Raw genomic sequence first — 19,098 nt, 5'->3', positions numbered from 1 at the left:
CCGCGATCCGGTCCTGTGAACGGCGCGGCCGGGCCGTCCACGTCGCGTGTCTTCGGCGGGGCCGTCCACGGTTCGGTCCTACGGGTGGCGGGACTCCCGGGGAAGCCCCGCCCAGGAGGGGTGCTCACCGGAGGCCCAGGAGCCGGGCGGACGGTAGCCGTCCAGCCCCTCCGACCATGGGACGGGCCGTGAGGCGCCCTCGCCGGGCGGTGTGGCACCGGGTGTGCCCCGCCTGCCCAGCGCGAGCAGCACGACGGCGAGAGCGGCGAGCTCCTCGGCTCCCGCCTCGCCCCGGACGACCAGGATCGGCGTCGCTGTCACTGTCACCGTCACCGTCGGCGTCACTGTGGCTGGTTTCCGTGCTTGCGCGAGGGCAGCACCCGGTGCTTGCCGCGCAGCATCGCCAGGGCGCCGATCAGCGCGGAGCGGGTGTCGGCCGGGTCGATGACGTCGTCGACGAGGCCGCGTTCCGCCGCGTGGTAGGGGTGCATCAGCTCCTGGCGGTACTGCTCGGTCCGCAGGTCGAAGACCGCCTTCGGGTCCTCGGCCGCGGCGATCTCCCGCCTGAAGATGACGTTCGCGGCGCCCTCGGCGCCCATCACCGCGATCTCGTTGGTCGGCCACGCCAGCGAAAGGTCGGCCCCGATGGAGCGCGAGTCCATCACGATGTAGGCGCCGCCGTACGCCTTGCGCAGGACGAGCTGGACGCGGGGGACCGTGGCGTTGCAGTAGGCGTAGAGCAGCTTGGCGCCGTGCCTGATGACGCCGCCGTGCTCCTGGTCCGTCCCGGGCAGGAAACCCGGGGTGTCGACCATCGTCACCAGCGGGATGTTGAAGGCGTCGCAGAACTGGACGAACCTGGCGGCCTTCTCCGAGGCGTCGATGTCGAGCACCCCGGCGAGACTGGCGGGCTGGTTGGCGACGATGCCGGTGACCTGCCCGTCCAGCCTGACCAGCGCGCACACGACGTTCGGCGCCCACTGCTCGTGCAGCTCCAGCATCTCGCCGTCGTCCACGATCTCCTCGATCACCGCTCGCATGTCGTAGGCGCGGCCGGTCTCGACCGGGACCAGGTCGAGCAGCCGTTCCACCCGCCGGTCCGGCGGGTCGGCGGGCGCGAGGACGGGCGCGGACTCCCGGTTGTTGGACGGCAGCAGCGACAGCAGGTACCTGACGTCCGCCAGGCAGGTCTCCTCGTCGTCGTAGACGAAGGAGCCGACGCCGGAGCGCGCGTGCACGTCGGCGCCGCCGAGCTCCTCGTGGGTGACGCTCTCTCCGGTCACCGTCTGGACCACGTCGGGGCCGGTGATGAACATCTGCGCCACCCCGCGCACCATGAAGACGAAGTCGGTGAGCGCGGGGGAGTAGGCCGCGCCCCCGGCGCAGGGGCCGACCACCACGCTGATCTGCGGGATCACCCCGGAGGCGCGGACGTTGCGCTGGAATATCCCGCCGTAGCCCGCCAGCGCCGTCACCCCCTCCTGGATGCGCGCGCCCGCGCCGTCGCACAGCCCGACGATCGGGGCGCCCGTCGTCTCCGCGAGGTCCATCACCTTGTGGATCTTCTCGGCGTGGGCCTCGCCGAGGGCGCCGCCGAAGATCCGGAAGTCGTGCGCGTAGGCGAAGACCTTGCGCCCGTGCACCCGCCCCCACCCGCACACCACGCCGTCGGTGTACGGCCTGCGGTCCTCAAGGCCGAAGCCCGTCGCGCGGTGCCTGCGGAAGGCCTCGATCTCGGTGAAGGTCCCCTCGTCGAACAGCAGCCTAAGCCGTTCCCTGACGGTCAGCTTGCCCTTGGCGTGCTGCGCCCGGGAGGCCTGCTCGCCGGGCCCCACCCTGGCACGGGCCCGCATCCACGTCAGCGCGGCGACGCGCTCGCGCATCGGAGAGGCGGGGCCCGTGGTCACGGGCTCGGGCGGTTCGTGCGTGACGGTGCTCATCGACATCCCCCTCGGCGGCTCGGCCTCCGGCGTGCGTTCGACCGGGTCCCAGCATGGCCGGAGCCGATCGAGGAACACTTGAACCAGCCTCGCACCCGACCTATTTGGTGGGATATGACGGCTTTTAAAGCGCTACAGGTGGATTTTTCGCAGAAAAGCGGCACACCAGCCAAGGGGGCGTAGTGATCCGAGTCCTGATAGCCGAGGACGTCAACATGATCCGGGGCGCACTGGTGGCCCTGCTCGAACTCGAAGACGATCTCAAGGTGGTCGCCGAGGTCGGCGACGGCGACCGGATCGTCTCCGAGGCCGTACGGCACCGGCCCGACGTGGCCCTGATCGACGTGGGCCTGCCGGGACTCGACGGCATCAGCGCCGCCAACAGGCTGCGCGAGACCCTGCCCGGATGCCGCACCCTCATCCTCACCGGCCTGGGAAGACCGGGGACGCTGCACCGCGCCATCGAGGCGAAGGTCTCCGGATACGTCCTGAAGGACGCCCCGCCTGAGGAACTCGCCCACGCCGTACGGGCCGTGGCCGACGGGCAGCACGTCTTCGACCCCAAGCTGGCGCTCGCCGCGTGGAACGACGGGGCCAACCCCCTCACGCTGCGCGAGGCCGAGGTGCTCAGGATGGCCGGGTCGGGGGCGGGAGCGCGGGAGATCGCCGCCCGCCTGTCGCTGTCGCCGGGGACCGTGCGCAACTACCTCACCGCCATCGTCGGCAAACTGCGCGCGCGCAACCTCATCGACGCGCTACGTCTCGCACAGGAATCGGGGTGGCTCTCCTGACGTCCGCTCGGCCGGGGCGCCGGAGGCACCGGAGGAGCCCAGGGAGTTCGGGGACCCCGGGGAGCCGGGGGAGAAGGTGTCCCTGGGGATCGCGACCTCAAGGACGAACCGGCCGCCGGAACGGGCCGCGGAGAAACGGCCGTTGACCGTGGCGACCCGGGACGCGAGGTTGGCCAGCCCGTTGCCGTCCTTCGCCGGGCGCCAGGGGCTGCCCGGCGCGCAGTCGTTCGCCAGGACCATCGTGACCGCCTCGCCCGTGGACCGGACGGAGACCTCGCACCACCGGCCGGTGCCGTGTTTGAGGAGGTTGGTGACTCCCTCGCGCAACACGATCGCCAGGACGGTCCCGGTGTCCGGGTCGAGAGGCTCGGGGGAGATGTCCGCCTCGACCCTGATGCCCAGGCCGGACAGCGTCGAGAGCACCGAGTCCAGTTCGTCCCGCAACGACATCCTGCTGTGGTTGTGCGAGAGCTCGCGGACGTCGGCCAGAGCCTTGCGTGAGATCTCGATGATCTCCGAGAGCTCCTCCCTGACCCGGGGGGACTCCGCGGGGGTGATCCGCCGGGCCAGCTCGCCCTTGAGGGCGATCGTGGAGATCCCATGGCTGAGCAGGTCGTGCAGGTCGCGGGCGATCCGCTCGCGCTCCTGCGCGATGGCGGCGGCGCACAACAGCTCCGCCCTGGCCGCCTCAAGGGCCGTCCGGTGCCCCCGCCACCTGACCAGGGCGTCTCCCAGCCGCCTCAGGGTGAGGAAACCGATCCCGGTCGCACCGGCGACGGCCAGCGCGACGACCCCGCCGAGCAGCAGGTCCTCGCCGAAACTCGCATCGAGGACACGGCCACCCCAGAAACCGCACTGGGCGGCGATCAGGACCGTCGCGAGCGAACGCAGCCGTGCGGGCATCCGACGCGGAGCATCTGACCTTGCGATTTCTTCCATCGTCACACTCCAAAGCACATGCTGGGGCGTCGACTGCAACGGATACGTAGATCAGCGGTCCATAGCAACTGTACGAGGGCCGTGCTTGGGGCCGCTCCGCGCCGCCACGGGGCCGCCGGGCGGCGGGGACGCGCTCGCAGGAGTGACGTCGTGGAGGAGTGGGGCCGGGCGCCGGGGGCGGACTCCACCCCGCGAGGGCGTCGCCGTACGGGGAGACCGGGCCGGTCCCGCGCGACCGGGGCGGGCCGTCGTGCCCGCCCGTGGGCCGGGCCCGGTCGTCCGCGGAGAGTTCCCCGGCGGGGGGTGCCCAGGAGGGGACTGGAAACCGGGGGACGGTGAAAGGGTCAGCGGACGACGATGAAGTCGTCGGCCTTTCTCGGGGCGCGGTCCCTGGGCGGGGCCGCGGGGCGGCCGACGGCGACGGCGCCCATCGGGTCCCAGTCGCCGGGCAGCCCGAGCACCTCGCGGACCACGTCGCGGCAGAACATCGTCGAGGAGACCCAGGCCGAGCCGAGCCCCTCGACCGCGAGCTGGACCAGGAGGTTCTGCACCCCGGCACCCGCCGCGACCACGAACATCTCCCGCTCGGCCGCGTTGCGCCGCTCGTCGCGGTAGGTGTGCGAGCCGTCCGTCACCAGGCAGGGCACCACCAGGTACGGCGCGCCGCGCAGCACCTCCCCGCGCGCGACCCGCCTGGTGATCGCCTCCTCGGAGAACCCGTCCCCCCGGAGGTCGGCGATCCACGCCTCCCGCATGGCGTCCAGGAGCTTGGTCCTGACCTCGGGCGACTCAAGAAGGACGAACCGCCACGGCGTGGTGTGGTGCGGGGCGGGGGCGGCGATCGCGGCCTCCACGGCCCTGCGGACCTTGGCGCCGTCGACGGGCTCGGCGGAGAAGGAACGCACGGTCCTGCGGGCGAAGAGCACGTCCCGCGAACCGTACCGGAACATGTCCTCCTCCGACGGGCGGACCAGTTCGCGGACGCCGGGGCCGTCCTCCTGGGTGGTGTACTCGGCCATCCCCCTGATCACCGCCACCGGGGTCTGGGCGAGCTTGCCCTTGACCAGGTCACCCGCGGCGGCCAGCTCGTCGGCGACCGCGGTCAGGGTGACCTCAAGAGCGTTGCCGTGGTCGTCGGACATGCCCCGGTAGTCGAGGATGGGGGTCACCCCCGCCACGCCGATCGCCACGTCCGTCTGGCCGTTGCGCCACGGGCGGCCGAAGGTGTCGGAGACGATGACGCCGACCGAGACGCCGAGCCTGCGCCGTACGCTCTCCCGCACCGCGGTGGCGGAGGCGTCGGGGTCGACGGGCAGCAGCACGACGGTGCCCGTCTCGGTGTTGGAGGCGTCGACCCCGGCCGCGGCCATGACGAACCCGTGCGTGGTCTGCGCGATCACCGTCTCGCCCCAGCGGGCCACGACCCGGGTGGTCTCGGCGGCGATGGCCTCGGCCCGGGTGATGCCTCGCCTGACCCGCCCCTCGGCCTTGCTGGAGATCTTGGAGGTGACGACGAGGATGTCGCCGTCACGCAGGTCGGGCACGGCGTCCGCGATCAGCCCGCCGACGTCGTCGCCCTCCCTCACCTCGGGGATGCCGGGGACGGCGAAGATCTCCAGCCTGGCGTCCTGGGAGCCGGCCCTGGTACGGCGGACCCTGCTCATCGGGCCTCCCCGTCCGAGCCGCCGGTCCCGGCCAGGGAGACGGCAAGATCGAGGGCGGCCCGCGCGATGTCGGCGGCGGCCTCGACGTCGTGCATGATCAGGGGACGGGCCTCGACGCGCACGCCGTCGAGGGCGACCCCGGCGTCCTCCTCGGCGACCAGCCAGCCGTCGATCAGCGGCGAGCCGTACAGGTCGAGGACCGCCTGGGCGGTGGTCTCCACGCCGATCGCGGTCAGGCAGGCGTCGGCCATGCCGCGTACGGGGGCGCCGCCGACGATGGGGGAGACGCCGACGACCGTCTTGGCCTCAAGGGCCTCGCGGATGCCCTTGATCTGCAGGATCGTGCCGATGCTCACCACGGGGTTGGAGGGGGGCAGGATCACCACGTCGGCCTCGGCGACGGCCTGGAGCACGCCGGGGGCGGGACGGGCCTCCTCCGCGCCGACGAGGATGATCCGCTCGGCGGGGACCGAGGCGCGCAGCCGTACCCACCACTCCTGGAAGTGGACGGCCCTGCGGCCCCGCTCGTCGGAGATGACCACGTGGGTCTCGGCCCTGTCGTCGGTCATCGGGATCAGCCGCACGCCGGGCTGCCAGCGGGCGCACAGCGCCTCGGTGACGGCCGACAGGGGGTATCCGGCGGAGAGCATCTGGGTGCGCACGATGTGCGTGGCGAAGTCGCGGTCCCCCAGGCCGAACCACTGCGGTTCGACGCCGTAGGCGGCCAGCTCCTCCTTGACGACGTGGCTCTCCTTCTGCCTGCCCCAGCCCTGCTCCTCGTCGATGCCGCCGCCCAGGGTGTACATGACGGTGTCCAGGTCGGGGCAGACCTGCAAGCCGTACAGGGTGATGTCGTCGCCGGTGTTGCCGATGACGGTGATCTCTGAATCGGGGACGACGGAACGGAGGCCGCGCAGGAAACGGGCACCGCCGATCCCACCTGCGAGGGACACAATGCGCATGCGGTCCAGTGTTCCACTGCCGTACCGGTCCCGCCCTGATGGGGTATGGGAGCGTTCGTCAAGGGGACGGGACGACTTGTCTTGATCGTTATGCACGGCGTCTTCGCTGGCAGGCTGATCTTCAGGGCTGCCCGAAATATGTCCGAATAGGATGCTATGTAGTACTTATGGGATAAGTGGGCTTGCTGGGACTCCAGACACCTAAGTCGGCCATGTGCAAAACTTGCCCCGGGTTTACCTGAGAACCCTTTGGGAGTAATCGTGATCAATGCGGAAGCGGGCAGGCTCAGGGAGCCGGCCGCGTGGCTCATGATCGCCGTAGCGTCCACGGGCGTTCTCGTCGATGTCGAGCGGCTGCTGTTCGGTACATCGCTCGGAGGGTCCTTCGCGTTTCGCGCGGCCGGCCAGGTGGGCGGACTCACCTCCCCGGTGACCACCGCGCTGCTCGTCGGCGCCGTGCTGCTGGCGGCAAACGCGGGCCCGGCGATCGCGCGGCTGAAGCTCATGACGCAGATCGCGGTCGGCACGCTCGGCCTGGCCGCCCTGTTCGGCACGGTCGGCCTCTTCGGCGGCCTGTTCGCCGGTGAGACCGGCCTCATGGAGAAGGTCGAGTTCCTCCTCGTCAGCCTCCCCACCCTTGGACTGACCGGCCTCGCACTGGCCTATCTCCTGCCCAGGATGGCCGCCGCCGGGCCCGCGCGGAAGGAACCCGCCTTCTCCCACGGCCAGGCCTTCCCCACCCCGCAGCCCGGCGCGCACTCCGTTCCGCAGCCCGGCGCACAGCCCGGTGTGCCCTTCCCGGGGGCCCACCCCCAGGAGCAGGTCCCGCAGCACGGCTTCCCGCCCCAGGAGCAGCACGGCTTCCCGCCGTACGACCAGCAGGGCGCGCCGCAGGGGGCCAACGTCCAGGAACAGCCCCCCTCGCACGGCCGGCCGCCGCACGAGCAGGTCCCGCCGCAGTACGAGCAGGCGGCCCGCCCCCAGGAGACGGCCCAGCACGGCTTCCCCGTCCAGGACCAGGGCGGCCACGGCTTCCTGGTCCAAGACCAGGGCGGCCACGGCTTCCCGGTCCAAGACCAGGGCGGTCATGGTTTCGCGGCCCAGGACCAGGGCGGTCACGGCTTCCCGGTCCAGGACCAGGGGAGCCACGGGTTCGCGCAGCAGGCTCCGCCCGCCCCCGCGAGCAGGCCCGCGCACAGCCAGCCCGCCCTTCCCCCCGGCCCGGCCGCCGCCGAGGCGTACGGCGCCGAGGGATACGGCGAGAGGCACGGCCAGGACCTGCTGACCCCGCAGACCGGCTCCCACGCCTCCCCGGCCCCCTCCTACGGCGCCGCGGAGTCCTACAACGATTCCTACGGTGAGTCCTACAACCCGGGGCCGTACGTCCCGGCGGACGTCCAGCCTCCGGCGCCGTCCTACGACCCGCCCGCCTACGACCAGTCCGGTTACGGGCCGAGGACGGAGCCGCAGCCTCAGCAGCAGCCACCGTCACAGCCGCAGGCCCCGTCCTACACCGACGCCTACGCCGACCCCCAGCCGTCCGCCTACCCGCCGCCCGCCGAGCCCCAGGCCACCGGGTACGGCCGGCAGGCCGGGCAGTTCCACGGCGCCGACTCCTACGGCGGCCGCCCCGAACCGCAGGCGGCCGCGCCGTACGGCTCCGACAGCGAGCCGCGGCTGACGTTCGACGCGCAGGGGCAGCACTCCTTCCCGCAGCCGCCGGACAACTACGGCCAGCCGTTCACCGGCTACTCCGGCTCCGAGTACGTCCGCCAGACCGAGCCGAACCTGCACTACCCGGCGCCCGACCCGGTCGACCCCCGCTCGCAGCAGATGGCGCAGGCCTACCAGCAGGCGGAGAACTACCAGCAGTCGCAGGCGGGCACGCCGGAACCGCAGCTGCGCGTCCCCGAGTACACCTCGAACCCCCAGACCCCCCAGCAGGGCGGAAACTACGACAACCTCGGGTACCCGCAGGCGCAGCCGTACCAGCAGGGCGGCGGCCAGTGGGAGGCCCCGGCCGAGACGACGCTGAGGTTCGACCCCGCCGCATACCAGGGCGACCCGCTCAACGGCCCGAGCCCCTCGGGGCGCTCGTGGGACTCGCAGCCCCCCATCGACCCCACCGCGATTTACAAACCGGAGCGCTCGACCCAGGTAACGGGAGAGGAAAGTCCGGACAGAGAAAGGGTGGGTCCCGGTCAGGAGCAGAACATGTCCTGGTACGGTTCCGACCGCCGAGAGCACTGAAGAGCCAGGCGATCGTCACGGGAGACCGGGGTGAACGCCGTATTTGGCAGTAGGACGATCCACTACCGGGGAGAGCAGGTCTTTCCCCGGATACCGGCATGCCGCTTGACGTCACACAGGCCACGCGCGTGTAATTACACACGTGTTGTTACGCCTTCCCGCTGGTGGGTAAGAGGGGAGGCGTTCATAGGGGGGCTCCATTTGCGGGCAGGCGGCAGGGAGGTGTGCAGTGGCCGACCTGGTCATCGCACAGGACAGCATCGCTGAAGAGCAGCTTGGTTGGCAGGAACGCGCGCTGTGCGCGCAAACCGACCCCGAGGCGTTCTTCCCCGAGAAGGGGGGATCCACTCGGGAGGCCAAAAAGGTCTGCCGCTCGTGCGAGGTGCGTGCCGAATGCCTTGAGTACGCTCTGGAGCACGACGAGCGGTTCGGGATCTGGGGAGGGCTCTCCGAGAGGGAGCGCCGCAGGATCAAGCGCGAGGCGGTCTGAGCGGACGATTGACGCGCTCACCGGGGGCCACGGGTTCACGGAGAGTGCTTGATCATATATCGACGGAGCATGTGGCCGACCGGCCACATGCTCCTTTTTTGGTGCATCAGGCATACCTCAACAGAGGGTGCCGTATCGTGGTCGCGCCGATCATCAGCCCTTCCTGAACACGGGACGCATGTCCAGCACCGACTCCCCCCGCCCCAACCACACCGTCACCGCGATCGTCGTGGCCCACGACGGCGCACGCTGGCTTGGGGAGACCCTCGCCGCGCTGCTGCGGCAGACCCGCCCCATCGACCGGGCGGTCGGGGTCGACAACGGCAGCAAGGACGGCAGCGCCGCGCTGCTGACCGGTACCCTCGGCCGCAACGCCGTGCTCACGCTGCCGCGCTCGACGAGCTTCGGCCAGGCCGTGGCCGAGGTCCTCGACCGGCTCGGGCCCTCTGAGGGAAACGAGTGGCTGTGGCTGCTGCACGACGACTGCGCGCCGGACGACGGCGCCCTCGAAGCCCTGCTGAAGGCCGCCGACGACGACCCGGGCGCGGCCGTACTCGGCCCCAAGCTCCGCGACTGGCTCGACCGGCGGCTCCTGCTTGAGGTCGGCGTCACCGTGGACCTGCGAGGACGCAGGGACACCGGCATCGAACCCCGCGAGTTCGACCAGGGCCAGTACAGCGGCGCCAGGGACGTGCTCTCGGTCTCCACGGCCGGAATGCTGGTCCGCAGGGACGTCTGGGAGGAGGTCGGCGGCCTCGACCCCTTCCTGCCGTTGTTCCGTGACGACCTCGACCTGTGCTGGCGGATCAGGAGCGCCGGATACCGGGTCCGCAACGTCACCCAGGCCGTCGCCTGGCACGCGGAGGCGGCCGGCAGGCGCCGCCGCCGCATCACCGTCAGCGGCGACCACCCCCGCCGCCTCGACCGCCGCAACGCCATGTTCGTGGTCATGGCGAACCTGCCCGCGCGGTCGCTGCCGTGGGCGCTGCTGCGCAACCTCTTCGGCTCGCTGGTCAGCACACTGCTGTTCCTGCTGGCCAAACAGCCCGCCGACGCGCTGGACGAGGCGCTCGCGCTCGGCTCGATCCTCAGGCACCCGGGCAGGCTCGTCAGGGCCAGACGCGTCCGCGCCGCGGGCAGGAGACGCGGCGGCGCCGCGGCGGCCAGGCTGCTCACCCCGCCGGGCGCGGGCTACCGTCGGCTGGCCGACCGGTTCCAGGGCTACCTGGCGGGCAACGGCCTCGTCGAGTCGGCGGGACGCCACCACGCCGCGACCCCCGTCCAGGAGGACGGGGAAGAGCTGCTCACCGACGACGTCGGGGCGACCCGGCGCCTGTTCGGCAGTCCGGGCATGGCGCTGTTCCTGGTCCTGGCCGTCGTCACGCTGGTCGCGGAACGCGGCCTGCTCGGCGGCTCCCGGCTGGGCGGTGGCGCGCTCGTCCCCGTGATCGGCGGCGCCTCCGACCTGTGGGACCTCTACACCGAGGGCTACCGTCAGGCGGGACTCGGCGGTGACGGGTGGGCGCCGCCGTACGTGGCGGTGCTCGCCGGGCTGTCCACGGTGCTGTTCGGCAAACCCTGGCTCGCCGTGACCGTGCTGCTGCTCGGCTGCGTGCCGCTGGCCGGGCTCTCCGCCTACACCGCGACCAGGGCGATGATCCCGGGCCGCTGGACCCGCGTCTGGCTCGGCGCCTCCTACGCGCTGCTGCCCGTCGCCACCGGGGCGATCGCGGCCGGGAGACTCGGCACCGCCGTGGTCTTCACGCTGCTGCCCTGCTACGCGGCGCTGGCCACCAGGATGCTGACCGCCGACCCGCGCCGGGCGCGCCGCGCCGCCTGGGGACTCGGCCTGCTGCTGGCCGTCGGTACGGCCTTCGCCCCGCTGATCTACCCGCTCACGTTGGTCCTGGGCGCGCTGGCCGCGCTGGCCTTCCCCCGCAGGGGACTGACCGGCTCGGTCGTCATCGCCTTCGGCGTCCCGGTGGCGCTGCTGCTGCCCTGGCTGGTCCAGGTGGTCTCCACCCCCGGCCTGCTGCTGCTCGAAGCGGGCCTGCACCGGCCCGAGCTGGTCGACGCCGCGCTGCCCGCCTCCTCGCTGCTGCTGCTCAGCCCCGGCGGCCCGGGGATGCCGCCGCTGTGGGTGACGGGCGGCCTCATCGCCGCCTGCCTGGCCGCGCTGCTGATGCGCCGTGACCGGACGGTCGTCGCCGTCGGCTGGGGTGTCGCGCTCTTCGGCACGCTGGTCGCGATCCTGGTCAGCAGAACCCCGGTCACCTCGCTGAACGCCGACACCCGGGCCCCCGCCTGGCCCGGCGTGCCGCTCGCCCTCGCCGCGATCGGCATGCTCGTCGTCGCCGCGCTCACCGCCAACCGCATCGCCGACCTCAGGAAGGCGGGCGGGCCGCGCAGGGCCGTGGCGGTCGCCGTCGTCGCCGTCGCGTTCTCGACCCCGGTCCTCGCGGCCGGAATGTGGATCACCAGGGGGGCGGGCGGCCCCCTCGGGGGTGACGTCGGCGACGTGATGCCCGCGCTGGCCGCCCTCAACTCCGGCGGCGGCGAACGGACCCTGCTGCTGCGCGAGAAGGACGGCGCCCTGGCCTTCACCGTGCTGCGGGGCCGTACCCCGCTGGTCGGCGAGGCCGACATCCCCACCCCGCCCGGCCCCAGGGAACGGGTCGCCGTCGCCGCGGGAGGACTGGCCTCGGGCAGGGGCGGTGACGACGCCGACGTGCTCGCCTCCTACGGCATACGGTTCGTCGTGGTCGTCCCGCCGGTGACCGAGACGATCAGCCACGCCCTCGACTCCCAGCCCGCCCTGGCCAGGATGAGCCTGTCGCGTGCCATAGGCGTGTGGCAGCTGACCCAGCCGGTCACCGTGCCCCCCACCCCGCAGGACGACCCCTGGCACGGCCGCTGGCTGTGGGCGCAGGCCGTACTGCTGCTGGTCGTCTCCGTCCTGGCCGCCCCGGCCTCGCGCGGCGCCGACAGTCAGATTCGCACCGAGGTCCCCGAGCCAGGCAGGGAGCCGTCCAGCCGATGAAGTCCCTGATCGAGAACCGGTTCAGCCTCCTCGCGCTCGTCCTGGTCGCCCTGCTGGCCCTGTACGGCGTCGCCTCCGCGACCAGGCCCGCTCCCGAGGCCGAACCGGCCAAGGGCCTCAGGCGGGTCCCCGTCGCCTCGGTGACGGTCGTCTGCCCCGACCCCGGTGACACCGACGCCGCCGTCGTCACCCCGCCGGGCGGCCAGGACGCGGGAACCGCCACACTCGTCACCGGGGACACCACGGTCACGGCCCTGCGGACCCCCGGCACCCTCTGGCACGAGAAGATCCCCGCCAAGTCGGCCCCGCTCGTCGTGACCGCCAAGGCGAACATGGCGGCGGGCCTTGAGGCCTCCCAGACCCGCAGGGAGACCTCGGGCAGGCACCGCGGGCTGGCCGGAGTGCGGTGCGTCGAGCCCGCCGCCGACACCTGGCTGGTCGGCCCCGGGCCGGCGGCGGCCGACGTCACGCTCTACCTCGCCAACCCGGGACTCGCCCAGGCGACCGTCGAGCTCACGGTCTACGCGGGGGAGGGGCCGGTGGTCTCCGACTCGGGCGACGTGATCACCATGAAGCCGGGCGAGACCAGGGCGATCGACCTCAAGGACGTCGCGCCCTCACCGCTCGTCATGGCGGTCGGGGTACGCACCGTCTCCGGCCGGGTCACCGCGGCGGCCCGGGCGATCATGCACGGCGGAAAGGGCGTGGACTGGCTGCCAGCCTCGGCCCCTCCCGCGACCCGCGTCGTGGTCCCCGCCGTCCCCGGCGGAGGCGGCACCCGCCAGCTGCTGGTCGCCTCGACCGCCGAGACCGACACCCTGGTCGAGATCAAGGCGATCACCTCGGACGGGACCTACGCCCTCAAGGGCAAGGAGGTGCTCGAAGTGCCCGCCGAGTCGGTCGCGACCCTGGACCTGTCGAACGCCGTGGACGACCGGTCGGCCGCCCTCGTGCTGACCTCGGAGACCCCCATCCTCGCCGGGGTGACGGTCACCGGGACCGGCAAGAAACCCGATGTGGCCTTCACCGCCGGAGCCGCCCCCATCGACCTGGGCAGCGTGGTCGCCGACAACCACACCGGCGGGGACAAGGGCGCGAGGCTCGTGCTGAGCGCGCCGGAGACGGCAGGCAAGGTGAGCGTGCGGGTCCTGCCACGCAAGGGAAAGGCACCGGAACCGTTCGAGGTGGACATCCCCGCCGCCCGCACCAAACAGGTGAGCCTCCCCAAGGTCGACGGCCCCTTCGGGGTGCTGGTGCTACCGGTGGAAGGATCGGGGCCCGTGTACGGCGGGCGGGTGATGGACGAACGAATCAAGAAGGGCCTGGCCCTGACCGTCCAACCCCTCGCCGCGGCCCGAGTGTGGGCTCTGGTGCCACCTACGACGGAATCGATGGGGGTGGTGTTGTGACTCTTTGCGCCGCCTGCTGTGACTCTTTGCTCCGCCTTCGGCGTCGCGGGTTCGGGCGCTTCGAGCCGACGCTTTCCCTCGTCGTTCGTCCGCTTCGCTCCCTCGCTCCTCAGTCCAAGCGCCGACGCGCCCAAGCCGTGTCTCTTTGCTCCGCCTGCGGCGTCGCGGGCTTGGGCGCTTTCGAGTCGGCGCTTTCCCTCGTCACTGCGTCGCTTCGCTCCTTCGCTCCTTCGCTCCTTCGCTCCTCAGTCCAAGCACCGACGCGCCCAAGCCGGACACTCCTCACACACGGCGCCGGTAGGGCACAAGGGCAAAAGCTTCACACCGGGAGCTGGTAAGGCAGGGGGCCGAAACCCTCACACTTGGGGGCGGTAAGGCACAAGGGCAAAAGCCTTGTGTGCGGTGCCGGGAGTGGTCGGGTTCTTGGGGGAGTCCGCTCTTGGCGCCGGGGTGAGTTCCCTGGGGGTCGTACTCGGGGGAACCTGGGGTGGCGTGGGGCGGGGGTGGTGGAGGGGAGTGGTGAGGTAAGGGAGATCTGGCGGTGAGGTAAGGCAGCCCGATTGGGCTAGTCGTCTTCCTCGTAGCCGGGGTCTACGGATTCGGGGGACAGACCCAGGAGACCGGCGATCTGTTCGACCACGGTGTCGTGGACCAGGGCTCCCAGCTGGTCGCGGTCGCGGGCCCTGGCCTCAAGGGGGCGCCGGTAGACGATCACGACGGCGGGGCGCTTGCCGACGGCGGGTTCCGAGCGGCCGAACGGGATCGGCTCGCCGGACAGCAGGCCCGGGCCGTCGCCCAGCTCCGACAGCGGCGGCACCTCCTCGATCGCGAACTCGACGGACGCGAGCTGGGCGCCCCAGCGGGGCTTGAGACGGTCCACGGCGTCCAGGACGAGATCGTCGAAGCGCTCGCTGCGCGACTTGGCGATCGGCACATGGGAGGGTGCCAGCGGGCCCCGCATGCCACGACCGTGTCGGTCGCGTTTGCGAGGAGGGCGAGGTCTACCTGGTGCCGGGCTCACGGGCCAAGCTTAGACATGCCTGGTGGGAAGGTGGAAAGGGGTTGACGGGAGGGTGTGCAAGCCGTACAGGCGGGTGGAAGGCGGGACACGTGTCCGAATTGTGGCGACACGCTCGTTAAGAGCGCTCAGATAGTGGCGCCCTGGACGCTTACCGGATACGGTCCCACCGTGAGCCCCGTCCGCCGCTGTTCCCGCACCGCGTGCAGTCAGCCTGCCGTATTCACGCTCACGTACGTCTACGCCGACTCGACCGCCGTTCTCGGGCCCTTGGCGACGTACGCCGAGCCGCACTGTTACGACCTGTGCGCCGAGCATGCGGAGCGGCTCACCGCCCCACGGGGCTGGGAGGTCGTCCGGCTGCCGAGCGACGGAGCGCCGCCGAGCACCGACGACCTCGAAGCGCTCGCCAACGCCGTCCGGGAGGCGGCCAGGCCCGCGACGAAGGGCACCGAGCCCGTGGGCCAGGGAGTCGAGGTCGGGCGTCGTGGACACCTGAGAGTGTTGCGCTCAGCCCAGCCACAGCCCCACCCCGCGCAGCCCCAGCGCGACCGCTGAGCCGTACGTCCCCACCCCCCGGAGCGGCGAGGGTTCCGGAACCCGGGACACAGCTCAGAAGAACCTCATCACGGAGACGCCCACCTTGCGCCCCCGACAACGGTGCCCGCAGTGGAGAGCCCACCCAGAACGGCCTTCTTCGGCGCGGCGAGTGAAGAGTTTCGCATGTGCCTTACCGGCGCCGTGTGTGAGGAGTGTCCGGCTTGGGCGCGTCGGTGCTTGGACTGAGGAGCGAAGGAGCGCAGCGGATGAGCGACGAGGGAAAGCACCGACCCAGGGCGCCCAAGCCCGCGACGCCGTCAGGCGGAGCAAGGAGACACAGCAGGCGGCGCAAAGGGACACCGACCCCCTAGGCTTGGGGGCGGCAGAGACGAGTCAAAGGGGCGGAGCTGGAGTGGGCGACCTCGCCAGGATCTTCAAGGCGTACGACGTGCGCGGCGTCGTGCCGGACGAGTTAGACGAGGAGACCGCGTGGGCGGTCGGCGCGGCCTTCGTTGAGGTCACCGGTGCCGGGTCCGTCGTGGTCACGCACGACATGCGTGCCTCATCGGCTCCGCTGGCCGCGGCCTTCGCCAGCGGAGCCGTCTCACGTGGGGCCGACGTGGTGGACACCGGTCTCGGCTCGACCGACATGCTCTACTACGCCAGCGGCAGTCTGGGCATGGCCGGGGTGATGTTCACCGCCAGCCACAATCCGGCCCGTTACAACGGCATGAAGATGTGCCGTGCGGGCGCGGTGCCGATCGGTGGGGAGACCGGGCTCACCGAGATCCGCGACCGGGCGGCCGAACTGCTCGCCTCGGGCGGCGAGGGCGGCGAGGGCGGCGGTACGGTCTCCCGGCGTGACCTGCTGCAGGGCTACGCGGACCACCTGCGCACGCTGGTCGACCTGTCCGGTGTCCGGCCGTTGAAGGTCGTGGTCGACGCGGGCAACGGGATGGCGGGGCACACGGTGCCGGTGGTCTTCGAGGGGCTTCCCGTCGAGCTGACCGCGCTCTACTTCGAGCTCGACGGCGACTTCCCCAACCACGAGGCCAATCCGATCGAGCCGGAGAACCTGCGTGACCTGCAGAAGGCCGTGCTCGACGTGGGCGCGGACATCGGCCTCGCCTTCGACGGCGACGCCGACCGCTGCTGGGTCGTGGACGAGCGCGGCGAGTCGGTCTCGCCCTCCACGATCACCGCGCTGGTCGCCGCCCGTGAGCTGGCCAAGCAGCCCGGCGCCACGATCATCCACAACCTGATCACCTCGCGGGGCGTTCCCGAGATCGTCGCCGAGCACGGCGGGGTCCCGGTCAGGACCCGGGTCGGGCACTCCTTCATCAAGGCCGAGATGGCCAGGAGCGGCGCGGTCTTCGGCGGTGAGCACTCCGCGCACTACTACTTCAAGGACTTCTGGTTCGCCGACACCGGCATGCTGGCCGCGCTGCACGTGCTGGCCGCGCTGGGTGAGCAGGACAGGCCGCTGTCGGAGATCCTCGCGGGTTACGCCCGCTACGCCGCCTCCGGGGAGATCAACAGTACGGTCGCCGACCAGCGGGCCGCGACGGCGCGGGTCAGGCAGGTCTTCGAGGGCAGGGACGGCGTCACCTTCGACGACCTGGACGGTCTGACCGTCTCCGGCCCCGGATGGTGGTTCAATCTTCGTCCGTCCAACACCGAGCCGCTGCTCAGGCTGAACGCCGAGGCGGCCGACGAGATTCAGATGGCGGCGATCAGGGACGAGGTCCTCGCCGTCGTGAGGAGCTGAGCACGTGAAGATCGACGAGTGGTTGCTGGAGATCCTGGCCTGCCCCAACTGCAAGTCTCCGTTGCGTGCGGAGCCGGAGGTGGACGAGCTGTCGTGTACTTCGGCCTCGTGCGGGCTGGTCTATCCGGTTCGTGATGACATTCCGGTCCTGCTGGTCGACGAGGCTCGGAAGTCGTGAGCTGGGAGTCGGATCGGCTCGACGACCAGGGGTGGCTGACCGAGGGCGACCCCTCAGGCATGTTGCGCGCCGTCGCCGCCTCGGCGGCGCAGGTGCGCATCTCACATCGGGGTGTCCGTGAGGCCGACCTCACCCGGGTGATCGGGGAGGGCAGGCCGAGGGCGATCGTGGTCGCGGGCATGGGCGGTTCCGGCATCGCCGGTGACATCCTCGACGCGGTGTGCGGCAACGGGGCTCCGTTGCCGATCGTGACGGTGCGTTCCTACCAGTTGCCCGGCTGGGTCGGCGCGACGGACCTGGTGGTCGCCGTGTCGTGTTCGGGCAAGACCGAGGAGACACTCGCGGTGGCCACGGAGGCCGTCCGCAGGGGGTGCCGCCTGCTGGTGCTGGCCGCGGCGAACTCTCCGCTGCACGCGGTCGCCAGGCAGTCGGGCGCGCCGTTCGTGCCGGTGACCACCGGCGGGCAGCCCCGGGCGGCGGTCTGGGCGCTGTCGGTGCCGTTGCTCGTGGTCGCCGCCGAACTCGGCGTGCTCCAGATGGACGACGGGGTGATCGAGGAGGTCGCCAAGCGCCTTGAGGAGATCGCCCACCGCTGCCGTCCGGTGAGTGAGTCCTTCATCAACCCGGGCAAGACGCTGGCCATGGAGCTGGCGGAGACGGTGCCGATGATCTGGGGTTCCTCCCGGCTCTCGGCCGTGGCCGCCTACCGGTGGGCCAGCCAGCTCAACGAGAACGGCAAGTACCCGGCCGTCTGGGGGCAGATCCCGGAGGCCAACCACAACCAGGTGGTGGCCTTCGACGGTCCGCTGGCGCAGCGGGACATCTTCGCCGACGACGCGGGCCGGTCGCTGCGGCTGTTCATGCTGCGTGACACGGAGGAACATCCGCAGGAGGCGCGGCGGCGTGAGGCCTCGGTGCGGATGGCCGAGGACAGGGGCGTTCCGGCCACCCAGCTCGTCGCGGAGGGCGCTCATCCGCTTGAGCGGCTCGCGACGCTGATCGGGCTGGGCGACTACGCGAGTACCTATCTCGCCCTGGGGTACGGGATCGATCCGACCCCCGTGTCGGCCATCACGGAACTAAAGGCGAGAATTTCCCAATAGTATCCTCTCGTCTTTTTCGGACTATGTAAGCGGAGGCTGTCGTGAGTGCGGGCGGCGGTACAAAGGCGATCATCGCGGCGTTGAGCGCGAACCTTGCGATCGCGGCGGCCAAGTTCGTCGCCTTCCTGGTCACGACTTCGTCGTCCATGCTCGCCGAGTCGATTCACTCCCTCGCCGACTCGGGGAACCAGGTGTTGCTGCTGGTCGGCGGGAAGCGGGCCGAGCGCAAGCGCACCCCGGAGCACCCCTTCGGCTACGGCAGGGAACGCTACTTCTACGCCTTCGTGGTCGCGGTGGTGCTGTTCACGATCGGCGCGCTCTTCTCCCTCTACGAGGGCTGGCACAAGATCAGTGACCCGCACCCGGTGGAGACGCCGATCGTGGCCTTCGCGGTGCTGATCTTCGCGATCATCGCGGAGAGCTTCTCCTTCCGCACCGCGATCAAGGAGTCCAACCCGCTGCGCGGCAAGCAGACGTGGACCCAGTTCATCCGCAGGTCCAAGTCGCCCGAGCTGCCGGTCATCGTCCTGGAGGACCTGGGCGCCCTGGTCGGCCTCATCCTGGCGCTGGTCGGTGTGACGCTGGCCGTCGTCACCGGCAACGGTGTCTGGGACGGCGTCGGCACGATGGCGATCGGCGTGCTGCTGGCCGTCATCGCGATCGTGCTGGCCGTCGAGATGAAGTCGCTGCTGATCGGCGAGAGCGCCGGCCCCGAGGTCGAGGGTCAGATCATCGCCGCCCTGGAGAGCGCCCCCGAGGTGGTCAGGGTCATCCACATGCGCACCCTCCACCTCGGCCCCGAGGAGCTTCTGGTCGCCGCGAAGATCGCGGTCGATCACGACGACACGGCCGCCGAGGTGGCCAGGGGCATCGACGAGGCGGAGCAGCGCATCCGCTCCGCCGTGCCGATCGCCCGCGTCATCTACCTGGAGCCCGACCTCGACCGGGCCAAGACGGGCGGGATCACCCCCGGGCCGCACGCGGCCAACGGCCGGGTGTGACCCGG

The 19,098-nt window shown here is 71.4% G+C and carries 16 protein-coding genes; 10 read left to right on the top strand and 6 right to left on the bottom strand.

Annotated elements, in window-relative coordinates; translation table 11 throughout:
• Nucleotides 1-78 precede the first annotated feature (78 nt).
• A complete protein-coding gene (locus ACIBVQ_RS07600; RefSeq protein WP_399176279.1) occupies nt 79-327 on the bottom strand; it encodes an acyl-CoA carboxylase epsilon subunit in 249 nt (82 codons plus the stop codon).
• Between the two features lie 14 nt (nt 328-341).
• Nucleotides 342-1,940: an acyl-CoA carboxylase subunit beta gene (locus ACIBVQ_RS07595; RefSeq protein ID WP_386193402.1), complete on the bottom strand. Its 1,599-nt coding sequence runs from the start codon at nt 1,938-1,940 to the stop codon at nt 342-344.
• A gap of 182 nt (nt 1,941-2,122) precedes the next feature.
• Here ACIBVQ_RS07595 and ACIBVQ_RS07590 point away from each other — a divergent pair, with 182 nt between their 5' ends.
• The gene (locus ACIBVQ_RS07590; RefSeq protein ID WP_352009879.1) at nt 2,123-2,731 is read left to right on the top strand and encodes a response regulator transcription factor; all 609 of its coding nucleotides are present in this window, start codon (nt 2,123-2,125) and stop codon (nt 2,729-2,731) included.
• Here ACIBVQ_RS07590 and ACIBVQ_RS07585 read toward each other — a convergent pair.
• The 3 genes from ACIBVQ_RS07585 to cofD form a co-directional block, all read right to left on the bottom strand.
• Nucleotides 2,696-3,634 (bottom strand): sensor histidine kinase, encoded by a 939-nt coding sequence (locus tag ACIBVQ_RS07585; protein ID WP_399176276.1) that lies wholly within the window; start codon nt 3,632-3,634, stop codon nt 2,696-2,698. The two genes, ACIBVQ_RS07590 and ACIBVQ_RS07585, sit on opposite strands and share 36 nt — an antisense overlap.
• Before the next feature lie 380 nt (nt 3,635-4,014).
• On the bottom strand, nt 4,015-5,334 hold the full coding sequence (locus tag ACIBVQ_RS07580; RefSeq protein ID WP_399176274.1) for a coenzyme F420-0:L-glutamate ligase: 1,320 nt from the start codon (nt 5,332-5,334) through the stop codon (nt 4,015-4,017).
• Nucleotides 5,331-6,296, bottom strand: coding sequence for a 2-phospho-L-lactate transferase (gene cofD / locus ACIBVQ_RS07575; RefSeq protein WP_399176272.1), 966 nt, complete (start codon nt 6,294-6,296; stop codon nt 5,331-5,333). Before cofD ends, ACIBVQ_RS07580 begins: the two co-directional genes overlap by 4 nt.
• Nucleotides 6,297-6,557: 261 nt before the next feature.
• On the opposite strand from cofD, the gene ACIBVQ_RS07570 reads away from it, so the two are divergent.
• From ACIBVQ_RS07570 to ACIBVQ_RS07555, 4 genes are all read left to right on the top strand, one after another.
• Nucleotides 6,558-8,546 carry a hypothetical protein gene (locus ACIBVQ_RS07570; RefSeq protein ID WP_399176270.1) on the top strand — a complete coding sequence of 663 codons (1,989 nt, stop codon included), beginning with the start codon at nt 6,558-6,560 and terminating at the stop codon, nt 8,544-8,546.
• Between the two features lie 229 nt (nt 8,547-8,775).
• Complete coding sequence (locus ACIBVQ_RS07565) at nt 8,776-9,036, top strand: WhiB family transcriptional regulator (protein WP_012888122.1); 261 nt, start codon at nt 8,776-8,778, stop codon at nt 9,034-9,036.
• Between the two features lie 178 nt (nt 9,037-9,214).
• Nucleotides 9,215-12,076: a glycosyltransferase family 2 protein gene (locus tag ACIBVQ_RS07560; RefSeq protein ID WP_399176268.1), complete on the top strand. Its 2,862-nt coding sequence runs from the start codon at nt 9,215-9,217 to the stop codon at nt 12,074-12,076.
• Complete coding sequence (locus ACIBVQ_RS07555; protein ID WP_352009873.1) at nt 12,073-13,485, top strand: DUF5719 family protein; 1,413 nt, start codon at nt 12,073-12,075, stop codon at nt 13,483-13,485. The genes ACIBVQ_RS07560 and ACIBVQ_RS07555 overlap by 4 nt, the downstream gene beginning before the upstream one ends.
• Before the next feature lie 565 nt (nt 13,486-14,050).
• Here the strand turns inward: ACIBVQ_RS07555 and ACIBVQ_RS07550 are convergent.
• On the bottom strand, nt 14,051-14,446 hold the full coding sequence (locus ACIBVQ_RS07550; protein ID WP_390036226.1) for a metallopeptidase family protein: 396 nt from the start codon (nt 14,444-14,446) through the stop codon (nt 14,051-14,053).
• Nucleotides 14,447-14,674: 228 nt separating this feature from the next.
• On the opposite strand from ACIBVQ_RS07550, the gene ACIBVQ_RS07545 reads away from it, so the two are divergent.
• The 5 genes from ACIBVQ_RS07545 (at nt 14,675) to ACIBVQ_RS07525 (ending at nt 19,093) form a co-directional block, all read left to right on the top strand.
• On the top strand, nt 14,675-15,061 hold the full coding sequence (locus ACIBVQ_RS07545) for a DUF3499 domain-containing protein (protein WP_352009871.1): 387 nt from the start codon (nt 14,675-14,677) through the stop codon (nt 15,059-15,061).
• 394 nt (nt 15,062-15,455) lie between these two features.
• Nucleotides 15,456-16,811, top strand: coding sequence for a phosphomannomutase/phosphoglucomutase (locus tag ACIBVQ_RS07540; RefSeq protein WP_399176265.1), 1,356 nt, complete (start codon nt 15,456-15,458; stop codon nt 16,809-16,811).
• Nucleotides 16,812-16,815: 4 nt separating this feature from the next.
• The gene (locus tag ACIBVQ_RS07535) at nt 16,816-16,989 is read left to right on the top strand and encodes a Trm112 family protein (RefSeq protein WP_184712993.1); all 174 of its coding nucleotides are present in this window, start codon (nt 16,816-16,818) and stop codon (nt 16,987-16,989) included.
• Entirely contained in the window at nt 16,986-18,092 is a 1,107-nt protein-coding gene (locus tag ACIBVQ_RS07530; protein ID WP_362910124.1) for a bifunctional phosphoglucose/phosphomannose isomerase, read from the top strand. Before ACIBVQ_RS07535 ends, ACIBVQ_RS07530 begins: the two co-directional genes overlap by 4 nt.
• A 41-nt stretch (nt 18,093-18,133) precedes the next feature.
• Nucleotides 18,134-19,093: a cation diffusion facilitator family transporter gene (locus ACIBVQ_RS07525; RefSeq protein ID WP_399176262.1), complete on the top strand. Its 960-nt coding sequence runs from the start codon at nt 18,134-18,136 to the stop codon at nt 19,091-19,093.
• The last annotated feature ends 5 nt before the right edge of the window (nt 19,094-19,098 follow it).

The organism is Streptosporangium sp. NPDC049376 (genome assembly GCF_044466505.1).
In the GTDB taxonomy this organism is placed as follows: domain Bacteria; phylum Actinomycetota; class Actinomycetes; order Streptosporangiales; family Streptosporangiaceae; genus Streptosporangium.
The sequence above is the reverse complement of the archived record's forward strand: the minus strand, read 5'-3'. Positions and strand labels throughout refer to the sequence as shown.